This is a genomic window from Psychrobacter sp. bablab_jr014, from assembly GCF_016464015.1.
Lineage (GTDB): Bacteria > Pseudomonadota > Gammaproteobacteria > Pseudomonadales > Moraxellaceae > Psychrobacter.
This window is the reverse complement of the sequence record NZ_JACDXT010000011.1, coordinates 1-20,717: the sequence shown is the minus strand read 5'-3', so window position 1 is coordinate 20,717 and position 20,717 is coordinate 1. Positions and strand designations below refer to the sequence as shown.

The 20,717-nt window shown below is 47.6% G+C and carries 17 protein-coding genes; 10 read left to right on the top strand and 7 right to left on the bottom strand.

The annotated features are described in order from the left end of the window. Positions 1-566 precede the first annotated feature (566 nt). Together ssb and JIE71_RS03365 are read right to left on the bottom strand one after the other, a co-directional pair. Positions 567-1,154 carry a single-stranded DNA-binding protein gene (gene ssb / locus JIE71_RS03370; protein WP_199507324.1) on the bottom strand — a complete coding sequence of 196 codons (588 nt, stop codon included), beginning with the start codon at positions 1,152-1,154 and terminating at the stop codon, positions 567-569. Between the two features lie 98 nt (positions 1,155-1,252). Continuing rightward, positions 1,253-2,617: an MFS transporter gene (locus JIE71_RS03365; protein WP_199507323.1), complete on the bottom strand. Its 1,365-nt coding sequence runs from the start codon at positions 2,615-2,617 to the stop codon at positions 1,253-1,255. An 868-nt stretch (positions 2,618-3,485) separates the two neighbouring features. On the opposite strand from JIE71_RS03365, the gene uvrA reads away from it, so the two are divergent. Together uvrA and JIE71_RS03355 are read left to right on the top strand one after the other, a co-directional pair. Continuing rightward, complete coding sequence (gene uvrA / locus JIE71_RS03360; RefSeq protein ID WP_199507322.1) at positions 3,486-6,392, top strand: excinuclease ABC subunit UvrA; 2,907 nt, start codon at positions 3,486-3,488, stop codon at positions 6,390-6,392. 121 nt (positions 6,393-6,513) lie between these two features. Beyond that, positions 6,514-8,265 carry a P-loop NTPase fold protein gene (locus tag JIE71_RS03355; RefSeq protein ID WP_199507321.1) on the top strand — a complete coding sequence of 584 codons (1,752 nt, stop codon included), beginning with the start codon at positions 6,514-6,516 and terminating at the stop codon, positions 8,263-8,265. A gap of 205 nt (positions 8,266-8,470) precedes the next feature. On the opposite strand, the gene JIE71_RS03350 is transcribed toward JIE71_RS03355, so the two are convergent. Next, a complete protein-coding gene (locus JIE71_RS03350) occupies positions 8,471-8,752 on the bottom strand; it encodes a DUF503 domain-containing protein (RefSeq protein ID WP_199507320.1) in 282 nt (93 codons plus the stop codon). A 174-nt stretch (positions 8,753-8,926) separates the two neighbouring features. On the opposite strand from JIE71_RS03350, the gene JIE71_RS03345 reads away from it, so the two are divergent. The 3 genes from JIE71_RS03345 to JIE71_RS03335 all read left to right on the top strand — a co-directional run bounded on the left by JIE71_RS03345 (position 8,927) and on the right by JIE71_RS03335 (position 10,614). Continuing rightward, positions 8,927-9,715 carry a threonine/serine ThrE exporter family protein gene (locus tag JIE71_RS03345; protein WP_199507319.1) on the top strand — a complete coding sequence of 263 codons (789 nt, stop codon included), beginning with the start codon at positions 8,927-8,929 and terminating at the stop codon, positions 9,713-9,715. 1 nt (position 9,716) lies between these two features. After that, complete coding sequence (locus tag JIE71_RS03340) at positions 9,717-10,169, top strand: threonine/serine exporter family protein (RefSeq protein ID WP_199507318.1); 453 nt, start codon at positions 9,717-9,719, stop codon at positions 10,167-10,169. A gap of 223 nt (positions 10,170-10,392) precedes the next feature. Further along, positions 10,393-10,614 (top strand): hypothetical protein, encoded by a 222-nt coding sequence (locus JIE71_RS03335; protein WP_228284520.1) that lies wholly within the window; start codon positions 10,393-10,395, stop codon positions 10,612-10,614. 4 nt (positions 10,615-10,618) lie between these two features. On the opposite strand, the gene JIE71_RS03330 is transcribed toward JIE71_RS03335, so the two are convergent. After that, positions 10,619-11,191, bottom strand: a complete 573-nt coding sequence (locus tag JIE71_RS03330; RefSeq protein WP_323126908.1) for a GNAT family N-acetyltransferase — start codon at positions 11,189-11,191, stop codon at positions 10,619-10,621. Positions 11,192-11,234: 43 nt separating this feature from the next. Further along, the gene (locus JIE71_RS03325; protein WP_199507317.1) at positions 11,235-12,821 is read right to left on the bottom strand and encodes an FAD-dependent oxidoreductase; all 1,587 of its coding nucleotides are present in this window, start codon (positions 12,819-12,821) and stop codon (positions 11,235-11,237) included. Between the two features lie 242 nt (positions 12,822-13,063). Here JIE71_RS03325 and truD point away from each other — a divergent pair, with 242 nt between their 5' ends. Then, positions 13,064-14,248 (top strand): tRNA pseudouridine(13) synthase TruD, encoded by a 1,185-nt coding sequence (truD, locus tag JIE71_RS03320; protein WP_199507316.1) that lies wholly within the window; start codon positions 13,064-13,066, stop codon positions 14,246-14,248. Here the strand turns inward: truD and JIE71_RS03315 are convergent. Next, entirely contained in the window at positions 14,245-15,753 is a 1,509-nt protein-coding gene (locus JIE71_RS03315; protein ID WP_199507315.1) for a sensor domain-containing diguanylate cyclase, read from the bottom strand. The genes truD and JIE71_RS03315 overlap by 4 nt on opposite strands. 136 nt (positions 15,754-15,889) lie before the next feature. After that, positions 15,890-16,771: a PHP domain-containing protein gene (locus tag JIE71_RS03310; RefSeq protein WP_199507314.1), complete on the bottom strand. Its 882-nt coding sequence runs from the start codon at positions 16,769-16,771 to the stop codon at positions 15,890-15,892. A 133-nt stretch (positions 16,772-16,904) separates the two neighbouring features. Between JIE71_RS03310 and ispZ the strand changes: the two genes are divergently transcribed. The 4 genes from ispZ (at position 16,905) to mnmC (ending at position 20,444) form a co-directional block, all read left to right on the top strand. Beyond that, a complete protein-coding gene (gene ispZ / locus JIE71_RS03305; RefSeq protein WP_199507313.1) occupies positions 16,905-17,456 on the top strand; it encodes a septation protein IspZ in 552 nt (183 codons plus the stop codon). 56 nt (positions 17,457-17,512) lie between these two features. Continuing rightward, positions 17,513-17,812: a YciI family protein gene (locus JIE71_RS03300; protein WP_199507312.1), complete on the top strand. Its 300-nt coding sequence runs from the start codon at positions 17,513-17,515 to the stop codon at positions 17,810-17,812. After that, positions 17,790-18,296: a hypothetical protein gene (locus tag JIE71_RS03295; RefSeq protein ID WP_199507311.1), complete on the top strand. Its 507-nt coding sequence runs from the start codon at positions 17,790-17,792 to the stop codon at positions 18,294-18,296. Before JIE71_RS03300 ends, JIE71_RS03295 begins: the two co-directional genes overlap by 23 nt. A gap of 99 nt (positions 18,297-18,395) precedes the next feature. Beyond that, positions 18,396-20,444, top strand: coding sequence for an FAD-dependent 5-carboxymethylaminomethyl-2-thiouridine(34) oxidoreductase MnmC (gene mnmC / locus JIE71_RS03290; RefSeq protein WP_199507310.1), 2,049 nt, complete (start codon positions 18,396-18,398; stop codon positions 20,442-20,444). Positions 20,445-20,717: the final 273 nt, after the last annotated feature.

Here is a 20,717-nt window from a genome sequence, read left to right as displayed (position 1 = left end):
TTTTATTATCGCGTCTGTTTTATAAAAAATAAACCATAGCCATGTTAGCGCAAAATATTAACATACTCTTATTCAATAATGAATATATAATGTTTATATCTCTTATTATTTTTATATTATTATTTATTATTAAATACCTAGTCACTACTTAATAAAAAAAGAGACTCAATGAAGAATAAACTTGCTTAAACGGTAATTTTCTTGTTGACTGTAACCAAACGAGCATGAACGGCCTAGAATGCTATTTAGTGTTACTCTATTATGCTTATCATGCAGTTACCATTAAATGCACCGATAGCGCTATTCTATAAAACTAAAGGCATCTTTATTATTCTCCTCAATCATTGATGAACATTTTTTCTTTTTTAACATTAAATGTTTTTAGTGATTATTGGAAACATAAATATCAAAAAATAAGAGAACAACCTTTTATTATACAGAACTGTAAAAGGTTAAAAGCGTATTGATAAGACGTCGTCAGACTACAGTGGCTATAAAAAAACCCAGCACAAAGGCTGGGTATCATCACTTAGGTAATGCGGTGATAGGAACGCATATAGAGCGACTTAGAATGGAATGTCGTCGTCGACAGGGCTGTCTGGCATAGCATTGTTTGAGCCACCTTGGCTGGGCGCTGAAAACGCATTGTTTTGGCTATTTTGGTTAAAGCTGTTTTGGTTGGGGTTACCAAAATTGTTTTGATTGCCTTGATTGTTTTGGTAGCCTTGATTTTGTGGCGCATTGTTGTATTGCTGCGGTGCGTTATTTTGGTTAAAGCCATTGTTGTTGCTATAGCCTTGGCCTTGCTGCTGGCCTGCGCCTGCACTGTCAAGCATTTGCATTTGATTGGCGCGAATCTCAGTAATATAGCGGTCTTGACCGTTTTGGTCTTGGTACTTACGTGTGCGTAGGCTGCCTTCGATATACACTTTGCTGCCTTTACGCAAATACTGCGCTGCCACTTCAGCAAGACGGTTGTTTAGTACAATTCGGTGCCATTCGGTCGCTTCGCGCTTTTCACCGCTTTGCTTATCGGTCCACTGCTCTGAGGTAGCAACCGAAATATTGGTTACCGTACCACCGTTACTAAAGGTTTTACTGTCTGGATCCGCGCCCAAGTTACCCACGATGATTACTTTGTTTACGCCGCGCATAATCGTTATCCTTATTTCTATAAATGTTTTCTATAAACGGTTGTTTGCAAATAGATAGCGAGCATCGTTTTTGATGGTTTACTTTAACCAATTTTAGTTCAAATATCTAGGGTGCTTGCTGAGAGTTGCGACAGTGCTTGTCGCGCAGTATCGTCAAGTCGCTGCTTATCGAGCTTTAAATACGCCACACGCTCTTTTGCCATGACGACCAGCTCATCCACGCCTTCGACCGCCAGCATCGCCGTTGTCCATTTTTGGATATCAGTGTCTTTGGGGATTGTAACGGTCGTACTTGACAAATAAGGCGGCTGAGCAATCGGTACGATAATCAGTAAAGCAACAACCATAATGACCGCCAAAATACCCCACGATAAGCCTACAGATTGATTGAGTAAACTACCGCCAAGCGCGCCACCGACAAACGCCCCAAAAAACTGACTGGACGAATTAATCCCCATTGCCGTTGCTTTATTCGCCACAGGCGCACGCTTAGATATCCATGAAGGAATGGTGGCCTCAAGCAAATTAAAGCCCATAAAGTACAATAGCAGGCCACCGATGATGCCCACACTCCACTGTGCGCCGAGTGCCAAAGCGGTCAACGCCACACTCATAAGCGCAATCGCACCCAAGAACACTTGGCGCATTTTACGTTTTTTTTCAGCAATGATAATAAAGGGAATGGCAATGGCAAAACCAATACACAGAAGCGGCAAATACACCATGCCTTGCTGGCGTACTGACAGTCCCAGCACCTCTGACAGCTGATGCGGTAAGAGAACAAATATCGCCGTCATGGTCAAATGCAGCGCAAAAATAGTGAGGTGCAGACGATTTAAATCGCCAATTTTGAGCACCTCTGCCAGCTGGGTTTTTATCGACTTATTGGCTAAGTTGTGCTTGAGCATACGCACAGGCGATGGCACTGCCCACAAAATCCCCATGGCAAACACTGCAAATATCGCCGTCAACCAAAATAATCCTGATATGCCAATCGAGCCGACCAATAAAGGGCCAAAGGCAAACGCCAGCATGATTGAGCTGGCAATGGTCAAGCCCATCGCTGCCATGGCCTTGGTGCGAAACTCCTCGCGCGTGACGTCTGCAAGCAATGCCATTAGCACCGCCGACACCGCGCCACTACCCGCCAGCGCACGCCCCAAAATTACTTGGTAAATATCGGTCGCGGTCGCTGCCAAAATACCGCCTAAGGCAAAAAGCACCAGCCCCAAAAAGATAATCGGCTTACGCGGCAACTTGTCAGCAGCAATACTCATCGGAATCTGAAATATCGCTTGTCCCAGTCCATAGACGCCCACCGCAAGACCAATCAAAAAAGGTGTGGCATGTGTATAATTGTCTCCATAAACCGAAAATACTGGCACAATCATAAACAGACCAACCATACGCAAGGCAAAGATACTTCCGATGCCTAAGGTTGCGCGTTTTTCTATGCTATTCATACTCGCCTCACCGCTCTACTACGAATCAACTGACCGTATAGGTGTCAATCAAGCCCCACATTATAAAACATTCAGCCTTATACTGCTGAAGGTTTTCTACCGCTCGCTCTCATTGCTCAAATACAAGTATTAGACGCATGACGCACGCACCACGCTGCGCCGCGTATCTACGCTCTATACACCATGATTCAGATACAAAAAAATGGCAAAAGCCAGCAATGATATGCCCCTTTGACCTTGAATAATGCGCTTAGCACAACAATAAAGAGACGTACCCAAACAAGTAACTGCGTCAACATAGGCATGCCTATTGCCCATCAGCGCTACGGCATCCCAACAATAAACAACACAGCATCAACAACGCCAAACAACTTATCAGCATAACCAAACAAATTATCGTGATAACTTAGCATGAACAGGCTAACTATAATGACTGAACGTCAATAACGAGCCAGCCACTGTAATGCGTCCAAAGACAGAAAATAAAATCCTTTTTTAACAGACACTACCTTACTGCTTTTGTTGTTCCTACTGCTTAAAAGTGCGATTGATTGAAGTAAGAACGCCAAAACAATGAGATGAATAATCGTAAAACTATTTTGTACTAACTATCTTCGCATGGTTGGTTTATAACGATAACAGTACGCTTAATCCCCATTCTTTATAGTGAATTCATGTCTATTAAATAATGGTGGCTTTTAACACAATGGTGTATTTATCGCTGATTAATCACTTTTTATAACGTCTGTTTTTACTTCATTGATAAAGGCAATCTTTGTTGATTTCCTTTTTTGTTTTGATTCTTTGTGACAAACCCTAATTTTGGGTTTTAAAAAACGTGTATTAACCAATAGGAAACCAAAAACCGATGGCAAACGACCATATTGCAATACGTGGTGCACGTACGCACAACCTAAAAAATATCGATTTGGACATTCCGCGTGATAAGTTCGTGGTGATAACGGGTCTGTCAGGCTCGGGCAAATCGTCTCTTGCCTTTGATACCCTCTATGCCGAAGGGCAGCGCCGCTATGTCGAGAGCTTGTCGGCGTATGCGCGTCAGTTTTTGTCTCAAATGGAAAAGCCAGAAGTCGATAGCATCGAGGGACTGTCCCCTGCCATCGCCATTGAGCAAAAATCCACCAACCACAACCCGCGCTCGACGGTCGGTACGATTACCGAGATTTATGACTATCTGCGCCTGCTCTATGCGCGTATCGGCACGCCGTACTGCCCTGAGCATGGCGAGCCAATGGTCGCGCAGACCGTCACCGAAATGGTCGATACGGTCATGGCACTGCCCGAAGACAGCAAGCTGATGATTCTTGCGCCTGTGGTGCGTGAGCGTAAAGGCGAGCATACCGTCCTGCTGGAGCAGCTGGTCGGACAAGGCTTTGTGCGCGTACGTATTGATGGGCACATCTACGATATGGATGAGCTGCCAACGCTTGAGAAGAATAAAAAGCACACGATTGAGGTGGTGATTGACCGCTTTAAAGTGCGCAATGACTTGGGCAACCGTGTCGCTGAGAGCTTAGAGACTGGCTTACGCTTGGGTCAAGGCATAGTGACGCTGCACCACATGGACGGCAACCCGAAAGAAGACGGCAGTGACGACCAAGTCCTCTCTGCCAAGCACAGCTGCCCTGTCTGTGACCGCGCGGTGTCGGAGCTTGAACCGCGCCTGTTTAGTTTTAACAACCCGTATGGCGCGTGTCCTGCCTGTGATGGTCTGGGCAAACGTCAATATTTTTCGGCAGAAAAACTGATTACCCACCACGAAAAAACGCTCAATCAAGGCGCGATTAATGGTTGGGACAAGCGTCATGCCTATTATTTTGGTTTACTAAGCACCGTCTGTACCCATTTTAATATTGATATGGATACGCCGTGGCAAAACCTGTCTAAAAAGCATCAAGACATCATCATGCACGGCTCGGGCAAAGAAAAAATCAGCTTTAACTTTACCGATGAGCGCGGACGTAAAACCAATAAGATTGTGCCTTTTGAAGGCATCCTGCCTTATCTTGAGCGCCGCTACGCGAAAACACAAAGTAACCTTGTGCGCGATGAGCTGGCAAAATATCTCGCCGATACCACTTGTAATGTCTGCGATGGCGCCCGTCTGAACGAAATCGCTCGCAATGTACGCGTCGATGGACGCACCATCGCCGATATCGTCAAAATGTCGATTGGTGATGCGGAGCGCTACTACAAAAGCCTGACCATTGAGGGGCATAAAGGCGAGATTGCCGAAAAGATTTTTAAGGAAATCAACGAGCGCCTTAACTTCCTCGTCAGTGTGGGCTTGGACTATCTGTCGCTGGCTCGCTCTGCTGAAACGCTCTCAGGCGGTGAGGCGCAGCGTATCCGTCTTGCCAGTCAGATTGGCGCAGGTTTGATGGGCGTGATGTACGTGCTCGATGAGCCGTCAATCGGTCTGCATCAGCGCGACAATGACCGCTTATTAAAGACCCTCACGCGCTTACGCGACCTTGGCAATACTGTGCTGGTGGTCGAGCATGATGAAGACGCGATTCGCCAAGCCGACTACATCATCGATATTGGCGTCGGCGCGGGCGTGCATGGCGGGCACATCATCGCACAAGGCACTGAAAAAGACATCATGGCAGAGCCTGAGTCATTGACAGGGCAATATCTGTCGGGTGAAAAGAAAATCGAAGTGCCCAGCATCCGCCACGCTGCCAAAACCATGGAAGTGGTCGCTAAAGGCAAAGCTAAGCCCAAGCAAGTGCCTATGAGCATCGAGTTAAAAGGCGCAAACGGCAACAACTTACAAAACGTGGATTTGAGCATTCCTGTCGGCGTGATGACCTGCGTCACGGGCGTGTCAGGCTCGGGCAAATCGACCTTGATTAACCGCACCTTGATGCCGCTCGCCGCGACCCAGCTGAACAATGCCTCGACCCTCATTCCTGAGAGTTACGACAGCATCAGCGGACTTGAGCATTTGGACAAAATGGTAGACATCGACCAAAGCCCTATCGGCCGTACCCCGCGCTCGAACCCTGCCACTTACACAGGCGTCTTTACCCCTGTGCGTGAGCTGTTTGCGCAAACCCAAGAAGCGCGCGCACGCGGCTACAAACCAGGGCGCTTTAGCTTTAACGTCAAAGGCGGACGCTGTGAGACCTGTCAAGGTGATGGCTTAATCAAGGTAGAGATGCATTTCTTACCTGATATGTACGTGCCTTGCGACAGCTGTCATGGCAAGCGCTACAACCGCGAGACGCTCGAAGTACACTATAAAGGCAAAACCATAGCCGATGTGCTGGAGATGACCGTTGAGGACGCGACCGAGTTCTTCTCTGCGATTCCTGCCATTCATCGCCGTTTGCAAGCCTTGATGGAAGTTGGTCTGAGCTACATTCGCCTCGGTCAATCGGCACCGACACTCTCAGGCGGTGAGGCGCAGCGCGTCAAACTGGCACGCGAGCTGGCAAAACGCGATACAGGACAGACGCTGTATATCTTGGATGAGCCGACCACAGGTCTACACTTCCATGATATCGCCAAGCTGTTAAACATCCTGCACGCGCTACGTGATAAGGGCAATACCATCGTGGTCATTGAGCACAACCTTGATGTGATTAAGACTGCCGATTGGATTGTTGATCTCGGTCCTGAAGGCGGTAAAAATGGCGGTATGATTATCGCCGAGGGCACGCCCGAAGACGTCGCCGAAGTCGAAGGCTCACACACGGGCGAGTTTTTAAAGCCGATGCTTACGCAGGTGGTTTCTGAGGCGGGTTAGTATTTTAGTTTCGGTTGTCATTTAAAGGCCACTCTTTTGGGGTGGCCTTTTTTTATTGGTTAAGGTTTAAGCTTGATGTTAATATAACCATTATTTTAAGAACATCTGTAGGGTATTAGTGATGGCAAATGTAGAAAATCTTGAAAAACGACTTATAGATTTGATTGATGAAGAAAGCTCATTTGCTATCGCGCTAACTGGCGAATGGGGTATTGGTAAGACGCAATTTTGGAAAAGCTTTTATGAGGAAAATCATAAAAATTTAGGTGTTAACAAATATTCCTATGTCTCTCTTTTCGGCATAGATTCAATAGAAGCATTGAAGTTTGAAATTGCACTTAGCACCCATGAGACTACTCAAAAAAAAGACTATCTTTCTGGTCTCAAAGGTATTTTTAAAAAAAGTTTAGAGGCTATAGATTTGCCAAAACTCGAAGGTACAGGCGTCACTTTGTCTCTCAGTAAAGGTATGATAAGCAGCGCTATGTCTAGTCTTATCGGAGACACATTAATTTGTATTGACGATATTGAACGGCTGTCTGAGAATCTAGATATTAAAGACGTTATGGGTTTAGTCAATCATTTAAGCTTAGAAAAAAACTGTAAGGTATTAGTGATATTACATGATGTTAAAGCAAATGAGCAATTCCAAGAATATAAAGAAAAGGTGTTTGATGAAGTACTTATTTTAGATGAGTCCTTGACAGCTATAGAAAAATTGGTCAACGACAATGACTTATTTGCGACATACAATAAATTCTATCAAGTGATGGGTATTAAGAATATAAGGTTTTATCAACGCGTTATTGAAACATTTTATACATTAACAAAAAATCTACCTGACACTTTGAGTTTAGTAAGTAAACGACAGATACTGGATTCAATCTTAATTATTCGATTAGCTTATGACATGCCTAATCTAATTTATGGAGGACTCACATTCGATCAGTTTGTAGAACACTGTAGTCAGGACGCACTTGCATTAAGCGATGATTATTTTGTAGGGAATACTAATAAAGCTAAAGCTTCCAATGAAGAGAAACAACTCAAGAAGGATATTCGCTTAAAGATTGATGACTTTTTTAAACCATTGACTGAACGGTTTTTAATTAGGGATTGGGGAGAAGTGATTGTCAGTCTGGTAAAAGATCTATCAATTAATGATGACCAAACTAAGTCTTTAGTCGATTCTGATATCATGACTGAAGCAAAAATTTTAAATGATCACCAACATGATCAACTCTTGACGGAGTATCATAGCCTAAATCCTAGCAAAGATTTTATTGAACGTTGGTACAAAGTTGCTAAAGAGAGAATAGGAAGAGAGAATCTTAATAATTTAAGTTTTTATTATAAAGTTTTACAAGATTACGGTAAGGAAGAATGGGCGGCAAGTTTCGATAAAAAAGTTAAAGAGCATATTGTATCTAAAATTAACCAACATAATGGAATTACTGACTTAGATAGCTGGTATCTTTTTGGTAGATCTAACCATGAAAGATACTACGATTTTGTTAAAAATACTATCGCCGCTCACGAGCTTAATTCTATAGGTAAAAACTCTATTAAAGATATATTTCAGCGCTACTATCAGCATAAGGGCCATAATGATAATGATGAGATGTTCTTAAGCAAACTTGATCAAGAGATATTAAGCGAAATTATATGGTCTGATACTGGCTTTGATTCAAGAGAGCGTAAACGTTTTATATTATCTATTCTACTACACCCTAATCTAAGTAATAAGGCTGAGGTTCGACAATGGATTCTTAATATTTTAAATGACCAAATTAAATATAATTCACATAGTAAGGTACCGATTCAAGACTGGCTTAACTATACTAACAACTTGACTGAAAACTTAGATAAATAGTTTTTTGCAGCCCGTAGGATGGGTTGACGAAGGAAATCCAACGATTCATATTACCCAAAACTATCTTGTTGGGTCTCGTTTCTCGATACCAACCTACCTTGTATTGTTCATAGTTAACACTAAATCCGTCGCAGGCTGAGTGAAGCTTGCGACACCCAAACTATAGGTTAGACATTTTTCAGACTTAAGATAATTATCGTTTAACCTAAACAAACTCCCGCTCCACATTCATCACCCTTGCATCTACCGTGCGTTCTATTTTTTCTTCGATCTGACTGCATTGCGACTCGATGTCCCGTTTAGAGAGTCCAACGATCACGAATGTCCATTCGCTTGCCTCATGGCGGTCACGTTCGCCGCTTTCACAGACGGCGACGCTTGGGGTATTGCCAAAACGCGCGTGCAAGCCGCCCATACGCTGGCGCTTTTCTTTGAGCGAGCGACAGCCGATTAAGGAAAAACTGATGGTTAAGATGGCGATGTGCATGCGGCGTCCTTTTTAAATTAATTCCTTTTTTTATCATAGTCGTTATAGCGCACGTGACCTATCGCTTTTCATGACCTTTTTTGTACCTTGCGGCGCACAACTTTTTCGAATAATCGTTTTTTACCCCGCCGCAACCCTTTATAATGACGTATCCCCAATCGATACAGATGACCCATGACCTCTATCAGCTATGTACAGCAGCAGCGCATCACCCGCTTGTGCGTGCGCTGCGGACTCCTCTTGATGCAGTATGGCGCTGAGTCTGCCGTGGTGGTGGACTTAACCAAGCGCTTAGGACTGGCGCTCGGTATGAACAGCGTGGAATGCTCGCTGAATTTTAATGCCATCACCTTGACCACTATCTGTAGCGAGCGCTGTATCACGACCACCCGCGATACGATTAATCAGAGCATCAATGTGCATTTGCTGGTGCAGATTCAGCAGATTGTCAATAAAACTGAGGCGGCGACTGACGCGCCAACGCTGGTGGCGCAGACGACGGAAGCGTTCGATGCATTGGATAAGACAGTGTATCCGCCGTGGCTGGTGGGGATTTTTGTAGGGGCATCGTGCGCGGCATTTGCCAATTTGCATGGCGGCAGTTGGGCAATTACGGCAGTGACGTTCATCGCGGGGATGGTGGCGATGCTGACGCGCATTTACCTTGCTAGGCATCACTTTAACCCTTTTATTACGGTCATTATCACCGCGTTTATCGCTTCGGTGATTGGCGCGACGACTTATTATTTTGATATTGGTAATAATGCTGATATTGCGGTGGCATCCAGCGTGCTGCTGCTCGTGCCTAGCTTTCCTTTGATTAATTCGCTGTCCGATATTCTAAAGGGCTATCTAAATATTGGCATTGGGCGCGCGGTATTTACCTATATGCTGACGCTGTCGGCGTGCGTGGGCATTGTGATTGCGCTGATTGTGCTGCGTATTCAGCACTGGGGGTTTTAGCATGTGGTTCGTTGAAACGGTGGTGCTCTCATGCATCATTACACTCGGCTGGACGCTGATGTTCACCGTGCCCAAGCGCTATATTTTGCCGTGCTTGCTGATGACGGCATTTGGCTTTGGGCTAAAGACGGCACTAGTGTATTACGAAGTACATTTGGTGATTGCGAGCTTTTTTGGTGCGATGCTCGCCAGCTTTTTGGGGGTGTACTTTTCTAAAAAATATACCTTAACGCCCAAGGCACTTATTTCACCTAGCTTGATTTGTATGATGCCCGGTATTGCGGCGTATAAGGCGATGGTGAGTATGGTGCAGATTGGCTACTTTGGCTATTCGGACGCGCTGTTTAGCCAGATGATGGGCTATCTGTTCGAGGCGCTGTTTGTCACCTCCGCCTTGGTACTCGGCTTGTCCATTCCTGGATTGCTGTTTTATCGCAGACGGGCGATTGTTTGAGCGATATCCCCGCCCTTACAGACAGCATCGTGCCGATACTGCTATAGCAAGGTCTAAATAAAAGAGATACAGGACAATAAATTCATTTGATTCAACGCTATTTTTCTTGCTTGCTGTAACTACGTATTTTGATGCTGCGAAAAATAACGTTGAATCTCATTGTATCGACTTTATAGTAAACTGACTATATGATGCCGCATGGATATAAGGAAAAGTGAACGCGATGATGTGGCAGGTGTATTTGTTTATTTTACCCATTGGTTTGGGGATTTTAACGCTGGTGGCGAGTTTGATTGGTTTGTTTATTTACTTAATAGCGGACGACAACGCCACGCGCTTACCTGCGTTTAACTGGTTTAAGCGCTTGATTTTCGTTGCGTTTGTTTTTTTAAGTATCGGGCTGTTTTTGACCTTTGGTTATTTTGCCCAGCAAAGCCAAGGCTAACATATTAGCCTGTCTTTTTTTGTAGGGTTAATAGCACCAAGTCATCACGTTTTGGCTGTCCATTATTGCCGTCATTAGGAAACGGTATTTGCTCTCCTGTCAGTCGATAGCCACGACGTTCATAATACGCAAGCAGCTCAGGGCGCTCACTTAAAATACTCATGGTCAAGCGCGGCTCTCTCACATCTTGTAGATGGCGTATGGAAAAGGTCTCCGCCGCTGCCAGCATTTGATTGCCCAAGCCCTGTCCTTGCAAGCTCGGATATACGGCAAACATACCGATATACGCATCCGTCTCGTGTATCTCTACCGCGATACAGCCTAAAATATCGCCTGTTTCTTGCCCTTCGTGCGTGCCTGTATCGGTCTTTGGATAGACAAACAGGTAGTGCTTGGGGTCGTCAATGACGGCAGCAATATCAGTCGGCATGGCGCGGATGCCGCCTATCAGCTCAGCCTCATTCGTCCAGCCTGCATCGTCACGATAGCAGTGGTTTAATAAGGCTTCGAGCGCGGGGATGTCCGCACGCTCGGCTTGGCGTAAATGCAATTGGGGTGTGTCGGTCGTTGCCATCATCAAGGGTCTCTTAACCAATAAAAATCAATGCCAATAAACGCACTTAACGAGACAGCGCGTGTGCTTGGTCAATGATATCAAAATCGGCTTGCAGTTGGGCGCGGGTGGGCGCGTGACCACGACGCAGCAGCTCAGAGAACGCGACCAGCTCTTTATCGCGACCGAGGGTACTGGCGGCACTGGCGCGGGTATCTTCGCCCTCATCATCGAAGTAGTATTCGATATAGTCCAGCGCTTGCGGATTACCGACGAGTAAGTTGTTATCAGGCGTTGCCGCGTGTCCACTATAGCGTAGGCTTTTGCCGTACTGCATTGTCCAAAAGAACGGAATACGCTCCTCCAATGTCGGAATGCGCTCATTATTAAGAATACTGGCAGCGACCACTTGTCCATGCTGCAACGCCACGCGCCAATGCTCAACGCGCTGGCGACCGAGTTGGTTTTGAGCTTTGGCAATATCGCCGAGCGCATAGGTGCCATCGCGCAGCTCTAGGCGGCTGTCTACCTGTACGCCATCGGCATCATTGACCGCAGCGAGCACGTCCGTACATGGTGCGACGCCTGTGCCTAAGATGACGGTATCGGCAGTTAAGGTGTTGCCGCTGCCTAGACGCACACTACCTGCGCGTTTATTGTCATCGTCACTTGGCGCAATGGCGTCAACACTGTCGCTCAATACGAACTGGACGCCGTTTTCGCTATGCAGTTTAATCAAAGCATCGCTGACCGCTTCGGAGACGATATTGCTCATGACGCGCGGCTTCATGCCCACGACGGTGATAGAGGCGCAGTCACCTGCCTGCGCTAAGGCGGAGGCGACCTCCATCCCAATAAAGCCTGTACCCACGATGACCACGTGCTTGTCTTTGCTGTCCGCTTTAATGGCTTTGGCATCAGCCATACTGCGCAAGGTGTAGACGCCGTCAAGGTCTGCGCCTTTAATATTGGGCACGGTGGGCTGTGCGCCTGTGGCAACGACCAAATAATCGGCGCTTAGCGCTTCGTCATCAATATAAACAGTGCGCTCGGTCGGCTCAATACGTGTAACCGTGGTAGTTAGGCGCAGGTCAATATCATTATCGGCTGCCCAGTTTTTACCGCCGAGTGCCAGCTTGTCTTCGTCCATTTTGCCTGCCAAAAAAGCTTTGGACAGTAGCGGGCGGTTGTAGGGCGCGTCTTTATCTTTACTGACAATAGTAATGCGTCCGCCATAGCCCGTTTGGCGCAGCTGATGCGCGGTCATAAAGCCTGCGCCGCCGCCACCGATAATGAGTGTATGCGTGTCATCCAGTTGTGTTGCATCATCCGCTTGATTGCACGCTGTATCGGTATCGACCAACCATGCGTCGCCATTATCTTGTAAGGTATATTGCGTCAAGCCTTCGGTGGCGACTGGCTCAAGCAGCGTGCCATCACGACTGTCAAAGGTCGCGTGATGCCATGGACAGATGATGCGATGACCGCAGCGCAAGCCGTCGCCGAGATTCGCACCCGCGTGCGGGCATTTTCCATCAAACGCCCGATAGGTGCTATCATCGCGGGTAATTAAGATGATACTATCGTCGTCTTGCTTGTAGGATTTCATGCCGCCATCTGCGATGTCGTCTTTTTGAATGCGAATCTGACTCATAATCTGTCCTTAGTTATTCTCTATTATTAGGGCTACAAATAATCTGTGGCTGTTATTTTTATTGAGTAATGCTTTCTTAGCGCACGGCTTATTGAGCAATGCTGGTTTTAGCGCACAGCGGTGCGATTGTTCAGCGGAACGTATTTATCATAACAAGCAGCCGTTTCTATCGATGTTTTTTTGTATGGCTTGCGCGTTGCAAAACGTAAGCCTGTTTTTATTGTCATAAGTGAAGCCCGTTTATGCCCAGCCCTATCCCGACCGATACGCCCGCCGCTAATGATGCGCCTACTGCCGCAAGCTTTAGCGCCGAACACATCACGTCTATGAGCAATACCAGCGCCTTACCACAACCTCAAGACGCGCCAATTAAGGCTGCGCGCTACAAGGCTGCGCCGACAGACTTTGTGGTGCATGAAGTGATGGATATCGACTTTACTGAAGATGGCGAGCATCTGTGGCTGCATGTGCAAAAGGTGGGCATGAATACTGCGTTTGTCGCGCAGCTGCTCTCGGAGTGGGCAGAGATTCCGCTACGCGATGTGGGCTATTCAGGACTCAAAGACCGCCACGCGCTGACGACGCAGTGGTTTAGTTTGCGCTTGCCTAAAAAGACCGCGCCCAGCACGCCATTTGCGCCGACGGACTTAAATGATGGCGAGTCGGTTAGCATTTTGGCTGAGCAGTGGCACAATAAAAAGCTGTCACGCGGCGCGCACCGTGCCAACCGCTTTATAGTTACGCTGCGTGATATTGATGCTGATATTAAGGGCGTAGATACAGCAGCGGTAGACAGTCATTTGTCCCATATTGCTAAAGTTGGCGTGCCCAATTATTTTGGTGTGCAGCGCTTTGGTCATCATGGTAATAATGTCCGCGATGCGCTTCATTTTCTTGCGCGTCCGCCACGCCCTACTAAGGCAAATAAAGGTAAAAAGCGCAGACCAGCGCCACGTGAGCGCGACACCTTGCTACTCTCCGCTGCCCGTAGCGTCATTTTTAATCATATTTTAGCGGCGCGTGTGCGCGATGGCAGCTGGAATACAGGTTTGGATGGTGAGGTATTTAATCTGGCGGGATCAGGCTCGATTTTTACCAGCGCGCAGATGGACGAGACGCTTGCCGAGCGCGTGCACATCTTAGACATTCATCCGACCGCGCCGCTATGGGGCACGCATAATGATAAGGTCAGCGGGGCAGCTGCCGAGCTTGAGCAAGCAGTCATCCAAGGCACGCCATTATTAACAGCTTTGGCAAGTGGGCTTGAACGGCATGAGCTTAAGGCGCAGCGCCGTGCGCTTAGATTGCCTATTGAAGCATTAAACTGGCAATGGCTGGATGATGGTTTGCAGTTAGACTTTATTTTACCGACAGGCAGCTTTGCTACCAGTGTGCTTGCCAGTATTGTCAATACACTCTATGGTTAGGGCATCTGCCCCCACTGCTGTGTTGGCGCATGACTGACTTCCATGATTTTGCCTTCTGCAAGCAGCTCATTGGCACTCACTACTTGATTGCGCCCGCGGTCTTTGGCTTTATACAGTGCTTTATCTGCGATACTGATAAGGCGCTGGCAAATATCACTACTGATTTGCATTTTCTTTGATTCATCGAACGCTTGATACAGCTCATTGACACTTTGCGTCTCACGCGCTTGACGATAAACCTTTGCGCCCGAATGCATCAAATCATCTTGATATTTTTGTTGATACATAATCTTCATATACTCATCAATCAAGCGCGTGCGCTCGCCATGAGTGAGCGTATACAGTCCAAACGAAGCACTGACCTGAAAACTATGAATCGGATTGATATAAATATTGTGTTTGGCAATATCTGCCCGCAGCTGCTCAGCGATGGTCATTGCGGTATAATGTCCAGTTTCAGGAAGCACAATTAAAAACTCCTCCCCTCCATAACGACTGATGATCTGACTGTCGGTAAAGGCATTGTCCAAAATTTCTGCCACTTCCTTGAGCACCTTGTCACCCACTTCGTGACCATAATCATCGTTAATATTTTTAAACCAATCCAAATCAAACAGCACCACACTGTAATCGTGCTGATCATTCATGTTCATTAATGTCTCACGCATTTGACCCAGACCATGACGGCGGTTATTCAGGCCTGTCAGCTCATCTTGATTGGCATAGCTTAAGATTTCACGCTTACTGGTATCCAAAATCAAGAGTAAAATTCGAAACACGTAGACGATAAAGATTGCCTTAGGTAAGGCCAAATACATGTGAGTTGAGCGCCAAAATAAAGCAGAATTGCGATGCAGCTCATGTCCATCATTGAGCGGAATCGTGCCATTGTGATAAATAGCAGAAGCGATGGCATTTTCAATCGTCACAGCTTCATTATAGGTTTGGTAGTTGTGACTGTGTATGACCCCGTCATGCGCCAAATGCATCTCGCGTAAACTGGGTAAATCCATACCCATATAAGGAATAATATTGACTATAACAATCAGTGCAATTTGTGCTAAAAACGCCAGCCAAATGTAACGACGCCGTGCCAGCATCATACCGAGCATCGCACCGCCCACCAAAGAGACGCCAGAGACCAAGCTGCTGTGCCCAATAATCAATATTTCAAAGCCAATATATAAGCTATAGACACTAACAAGCGCAATCTGCCAAAAATTGAGACGTGTGTCATTCTCTGTGATGGTTAAAAAATGACGGCTGAGCCATAAAAAAAAGAGGAGCGAGCAACTGACAAATAGCCATGCGATATAAAGCAGCTGCAGATTAACAAAAACGCCGACACTCTCGCGTTGCCACCACACAAAGCCACACCACAGCCAGTGCATGCCTATTTCTAAAGCTACCAAAAACGATAATAAGGAGGCTCTATCTGCATCGCGCCACTTAAAAATCAAGCGCGAAAGCTCGTTATAGCTCAACTGACGTAGAGATACAGACATATATGGGTGATTACCTATGTTGTGCAAAAAGTAAAGCCGCTCACGCTGATAACGAGACAAGCCTATTACCATCATTTAATAATAAGCGCTGTCATGCCATGTTCGGTGTGATCAACATGCGCACTTAATGCAAATATTAGGCCAAGGCGGTAAAATCTTGCCAAATGCCTCGCTGCGCTTCAGCCAATCTAGGCACATCGCCCAAACGTCGCCACGGCATATTACTGCCATGAAAGTCGCTACCCACTGAAACGGCAAGCTTGTGCTCAGCAATACTTCTATCCACCATTTTGCGTGTGCTGACAGGCTCGCTATTGGCAGGCAGCTCGCAGCCATCGCCGCCAAGCGATGCAAATTCGCTAATGAGCTTACGCACACGGGTAGCAGACAATTGGTAACGTGTTGGGTGAGCCAGCACTGCTTTACCGCCGCAGCGCTGAATCAGCGCGATGGCGTCCGCCATGCTGATGGCCTCAATCGCCACATAAGCAGGCTTGTTGTCTGCCAAATACTTATCAAAGGACTGTTGCACTGTTTTTACCAGTCCTTGCTCATAAAGCACCTGCCCGATATGCGCGCGCCCAACCGCTTGCGGATTACCGCCCGCCTTTTCGCAAATTGCCTGCCAAAGTGGCGCAAACTCAAGATCAAGCAACTCGCTGAGCTTTTGGGTCATTTGTTGCCCACGCGTGGCGCGGCTGTCTTGGAGCGATTGTAGGGTCGCTTGCATGGTGGCGTGGTCAGTAAAGTCGAGACCGAGGACGTGGATGATTTTTTTGGTGGATTTGTTTTTGCCGTAGCCGCCTGAGAGTTCGTGCTCGCAGCTGATTTCTACCCCTGAGATCAGGGTCATACCGTGGGCGCTAGCCGCAATGCGCGCAGGCTCGATGCCGCGTAGCGTATCGTGGTCCGTCAGCGCCAGTACATCGATGCCTGCTTGATGGGCGCGTTCAATCACCACGTTTGGGTCATAAGTGCCATCAGAGCAGGTGCTGTGACAATGTAAATCTATTTTCATACCGTTATCTTTGTCTTGGTTGATGGTTTATGATAACGCAGATAGCCATAGGCTTTGTACTTAGATTGCTTTTTTTTACGCCAGCAGACGTGTACACTAGCCTATACGTTTTTTGTTGGATGCCCTCTCTGTCATGAAAGCCTTGCTTGACTTTATTCCTTTGATTGCCTTTTTTATTGCTGCCCGCTATTACGGTATTTTACCAGCAGCAGGCGCGTTATTGGTGGCGACGCTTATTATTTATGCGATTCACTTTATTCGCCAAAAGGGTAAGTTTGATAAACAACAATGGGTCGTGTTGCTATTGACCATTGTGTTCTGTGGTGGCACGCTGCTCTTGCGCGATGATATTTATCTGCGCTGGAAGTCACCGATTATTAACGGTATCTTTGCCTTAACTTTACTCGGTAGCGTCGTCATTAATAAGCCCTTGATGAAAATGGCCATGAAAGACGTGTTTGAATTAACGCAAAGCGGCTGGAAAAAGCTGACGGCAACGTGGGCGCTTTTTTTTGCGCTGATGGCGGTGCTGCATTATGTGACAGCTTTTATGATGTCAAACGAGGTATGGATTAACTTTAAGACCTACGGCTGGATTCCTATCATGCTGGTATTTATTGGCGCGCAGTTTATGGTGCTAAAAAAGTACGTGAACCCCGCCCTACTCGATAAGCCGCCACAGTAAGATGCTTAAATAATCACCCTAGTTATTCATAACTTATTCATAAAACAGGAATCAGTATGTCGTTATTTGTGTTTATTGGTCATGATGTCGCCGACAGTGCGGACAACCGTAAAGCCCAGCGCGCCGCGCATTTGGCACGTTTAGAGGCGCTAGACAGTGAAAATCGCTTACTCATCGCAGGACCTACGCCCATCGCGCATGGTGACAGCGCTATGTCAGGCAGCGTGGTGATTGCCGAATTTGATTCGCTAGAGGCCGCGCAAGCGTGGGCAGATGAAGAGCCGTATCTACGCGGCGGTGTGTACAGTCATGTGGATATCAAGCCATTTGTCCATGTCTTACCAAAATCAGAATAATCCCCTGCGCCCAAACGCCTACCCTAAGTCGTTACTAACGGCCGTCTTGTGGGCGTTTTTGTTGGTGCCTGTATGCGGACAAGCAGCGCCCACAAGCGCGCCAAATACCAACGCCGCTGCGCAAACGGCGAACGTGTCTGACAATAACGCCGATGCTAATCTTAGTGACGATACTGACACGGATGCAACCAACGCCGACGTCGATAGTGCCGCTACTAACGACGCAAGCCAAGCCGCACTTGAGCGCACCATCGCCGCCACCTACACCCCAAAAATTGACGCGCTAAACCAACAAAACAAAGCCTTGCTTACGCAAAATCTGACCCTGCAGCAGCGCGTGGACAGCCTACAAACCCAAGTTGATGTGCTGATATATGAGCGCCAAGGGCAGCTGTTTTTGTACGGTGCGGTAACGGTGCTGGTCAGTATGCTCATTGGCGCAGGTATTGCACGTCTGTTTTGGCGACAGGCATCGCGCTGGTAGTCCACTCTTGTTTACTGAGGCGTGTAAGCTTGGATCTTTAAAACGCATTGTCGCTTACAATCTATCTTCCCTTATCTTTTTGTTTTGCTGGTATTTGTTATGACCTCCACTACGTCTGCTACGGTAACGACTGCGACTCATCCTGATGCAGCGGCCACCATCACTCCTGCGCGCATTGTCTGGCAACCTGACGATCAGGGCAGCCTAGTGCCTGTCTCGGGTGAGTTTGGCGATGTGTATTTTTCACAGGTCGACGGACTCGCCGAATCGCGCTATGTGTTTATTGAGCACAATCACTTGCCAGCGCGGTTGCAAGCACTCGGCGCAAGACAAAGCTTTACCGTGGCGGAGATTGGCTTTGGTACAGGACTGAACGTACTAGCGCTGTGGCAATTGTGGCGTGCATTGCGTAGCGAGCATACCCACCTGAAAGACGCGCAATTACACATCATCACCACGGAAAAATATCCGCTGATGCTGAGCGATTTGACGCAGATTTTGCGCATGTGGCAGACGCGTGCGCCTGAGCTTGGCGCGATGATTAATGCGCTATTGGCTGCCTATCCGCCGCTGCTTGCAGGCTGTCACCGTTTAAACTTTGCCGCGGACAATCTGACACTCGATATTTGGTTGGGTGATGCGCAGGAGAGTTTAGCACGGCTTGTAAAGCCAAACTTTGGCGGGGTCGATGCCTGGTTTTTGGATGGCTTCGCGCCTTCTTGCAATGAAGATTTGTGGGCGACAGCGATTTTTGCAGCCATGCAGCGTTTGTCTTCCCCAACCGCGACCGCCGCGACCTTTAGCTGTGCAGGCGTGGTCAAGCGCGGGTTAAAAGAACACGGCTTTAGCATTAAAAAAGTCAAAGGCTTTGGGCGTAAGCGTGAGATGCTGACCGCGTGGCGCGACGCGTCAGAAACCGATGCTACGACGCAGGCAGCGCCTATTTTACCTTATCGCCATGTCGCAGTTATCGGCGCGGGCGTGTCGGGCTTAATGGCAGCGTATACATTAGCAGCGCGCGGCGTGCAGGTGACGCTAATTGACAAACAAGCACCGCTTGCAGGCGCATCAGGCAATCCGCGCGCCCTACTCGCGCCCAAAATGACGCCCTTGGCGCACGCGGCAGAGCATCTGCACACCGTCAGTTATTTATACAGTGGGCGTTTTTATCGGCAGCTGGATGCAGGTCTCCAAACGGCAAACCACGTCGACCCCATCGTGACGCCGACAGGGACGATGGATTTATTGACCAAAGCCAATATAACCGCCGATCAAGCCTGCGCTTATCCCAGTGATGTGGCAACAGTGCTGGAAACCGAGGAGGCAGCAGCACAAACACGTTTGTCCGCAAGCACCGTTCAGCCGCATGTGTATTTGCCCAACGCCGCGCTGATTAATCCGCAAGCCTTAGCCCACAGTGTCCTCAGCCATCCGAATATTACCTATCGTACGGCGATGGTAGAGACATTAGACGAAACGACTGATGGCGTGCATCTGCAAGTCAAAGATGCAGAATCAAACGCTAAAGCAGACACTATTAAAGCCGATGCCGCGATTGTTTGTAGCGCTTATGAGAGTCATCAACTTGCGCCGCAGCTGTTTGCCTGTCGGCAGATACGTGGGCAGTTGTCTTGGTTTACGCCAAATGCCAAACAGCAAGACAACTTACCCACCCTGCCGCTAAAATACGGCGGCTACTGTGCGCCATTTGTGGCGACTGCATCGGATGCCGCGCTCAATCCTGTGCGCTCAGGGCAACAGCAGTTTTTATTGGGCGCAAGCTTTGTGCGTAATGATACCGATACCACTATCCGCGTGGATGAGCATCAGCACAACCGCGATAAGCTGATCAGCGCCATTCCTGAGCTGGATGAGGTGTTGCCAAACGATGTGCACGACTGGCAAGCTCGCGTGGGTATTCGCGCGCAGACGCCTGATTATCATCCGCTGGTCGGGCCGGTGGCGGACACAGCGCGTATTTGGACACTGTGCGGTATGGGCTCAAAAGGCTATGCGTTTGCGCCCCTGTGCGCGCAGATTTTGGTCGATATGATGGCAGGGCGCATCCCACCTGTCTCGCAGCGTTTGCTTGACAGCTTATCGCCTACACGTCCTCGTCTGCAGCGCCCTTTGACGGCGGATAAGTAGATTAAAGCATCAGCGTGCGCTTAGCATGCTATAGTTTTATCATTGACCTTAGGGCGTGTTGACCATTCGACCATGGCACTGACAGCGACTATTTTTTAGGCGATTCGATGTTAAAAATAATAAGTTTAGTCATTCTAAGCGCTTATTTTTAACGATGAAGCGGCAAAAAAGAGTCCTGTCCCTGCGGGCTGATGCTAAAATTGCCCCATACTGCGTTGCAAATCTCGCTAAGGCATCTGCATTATCGTCGCTTTGCGCCTTGTCTGGAACAAT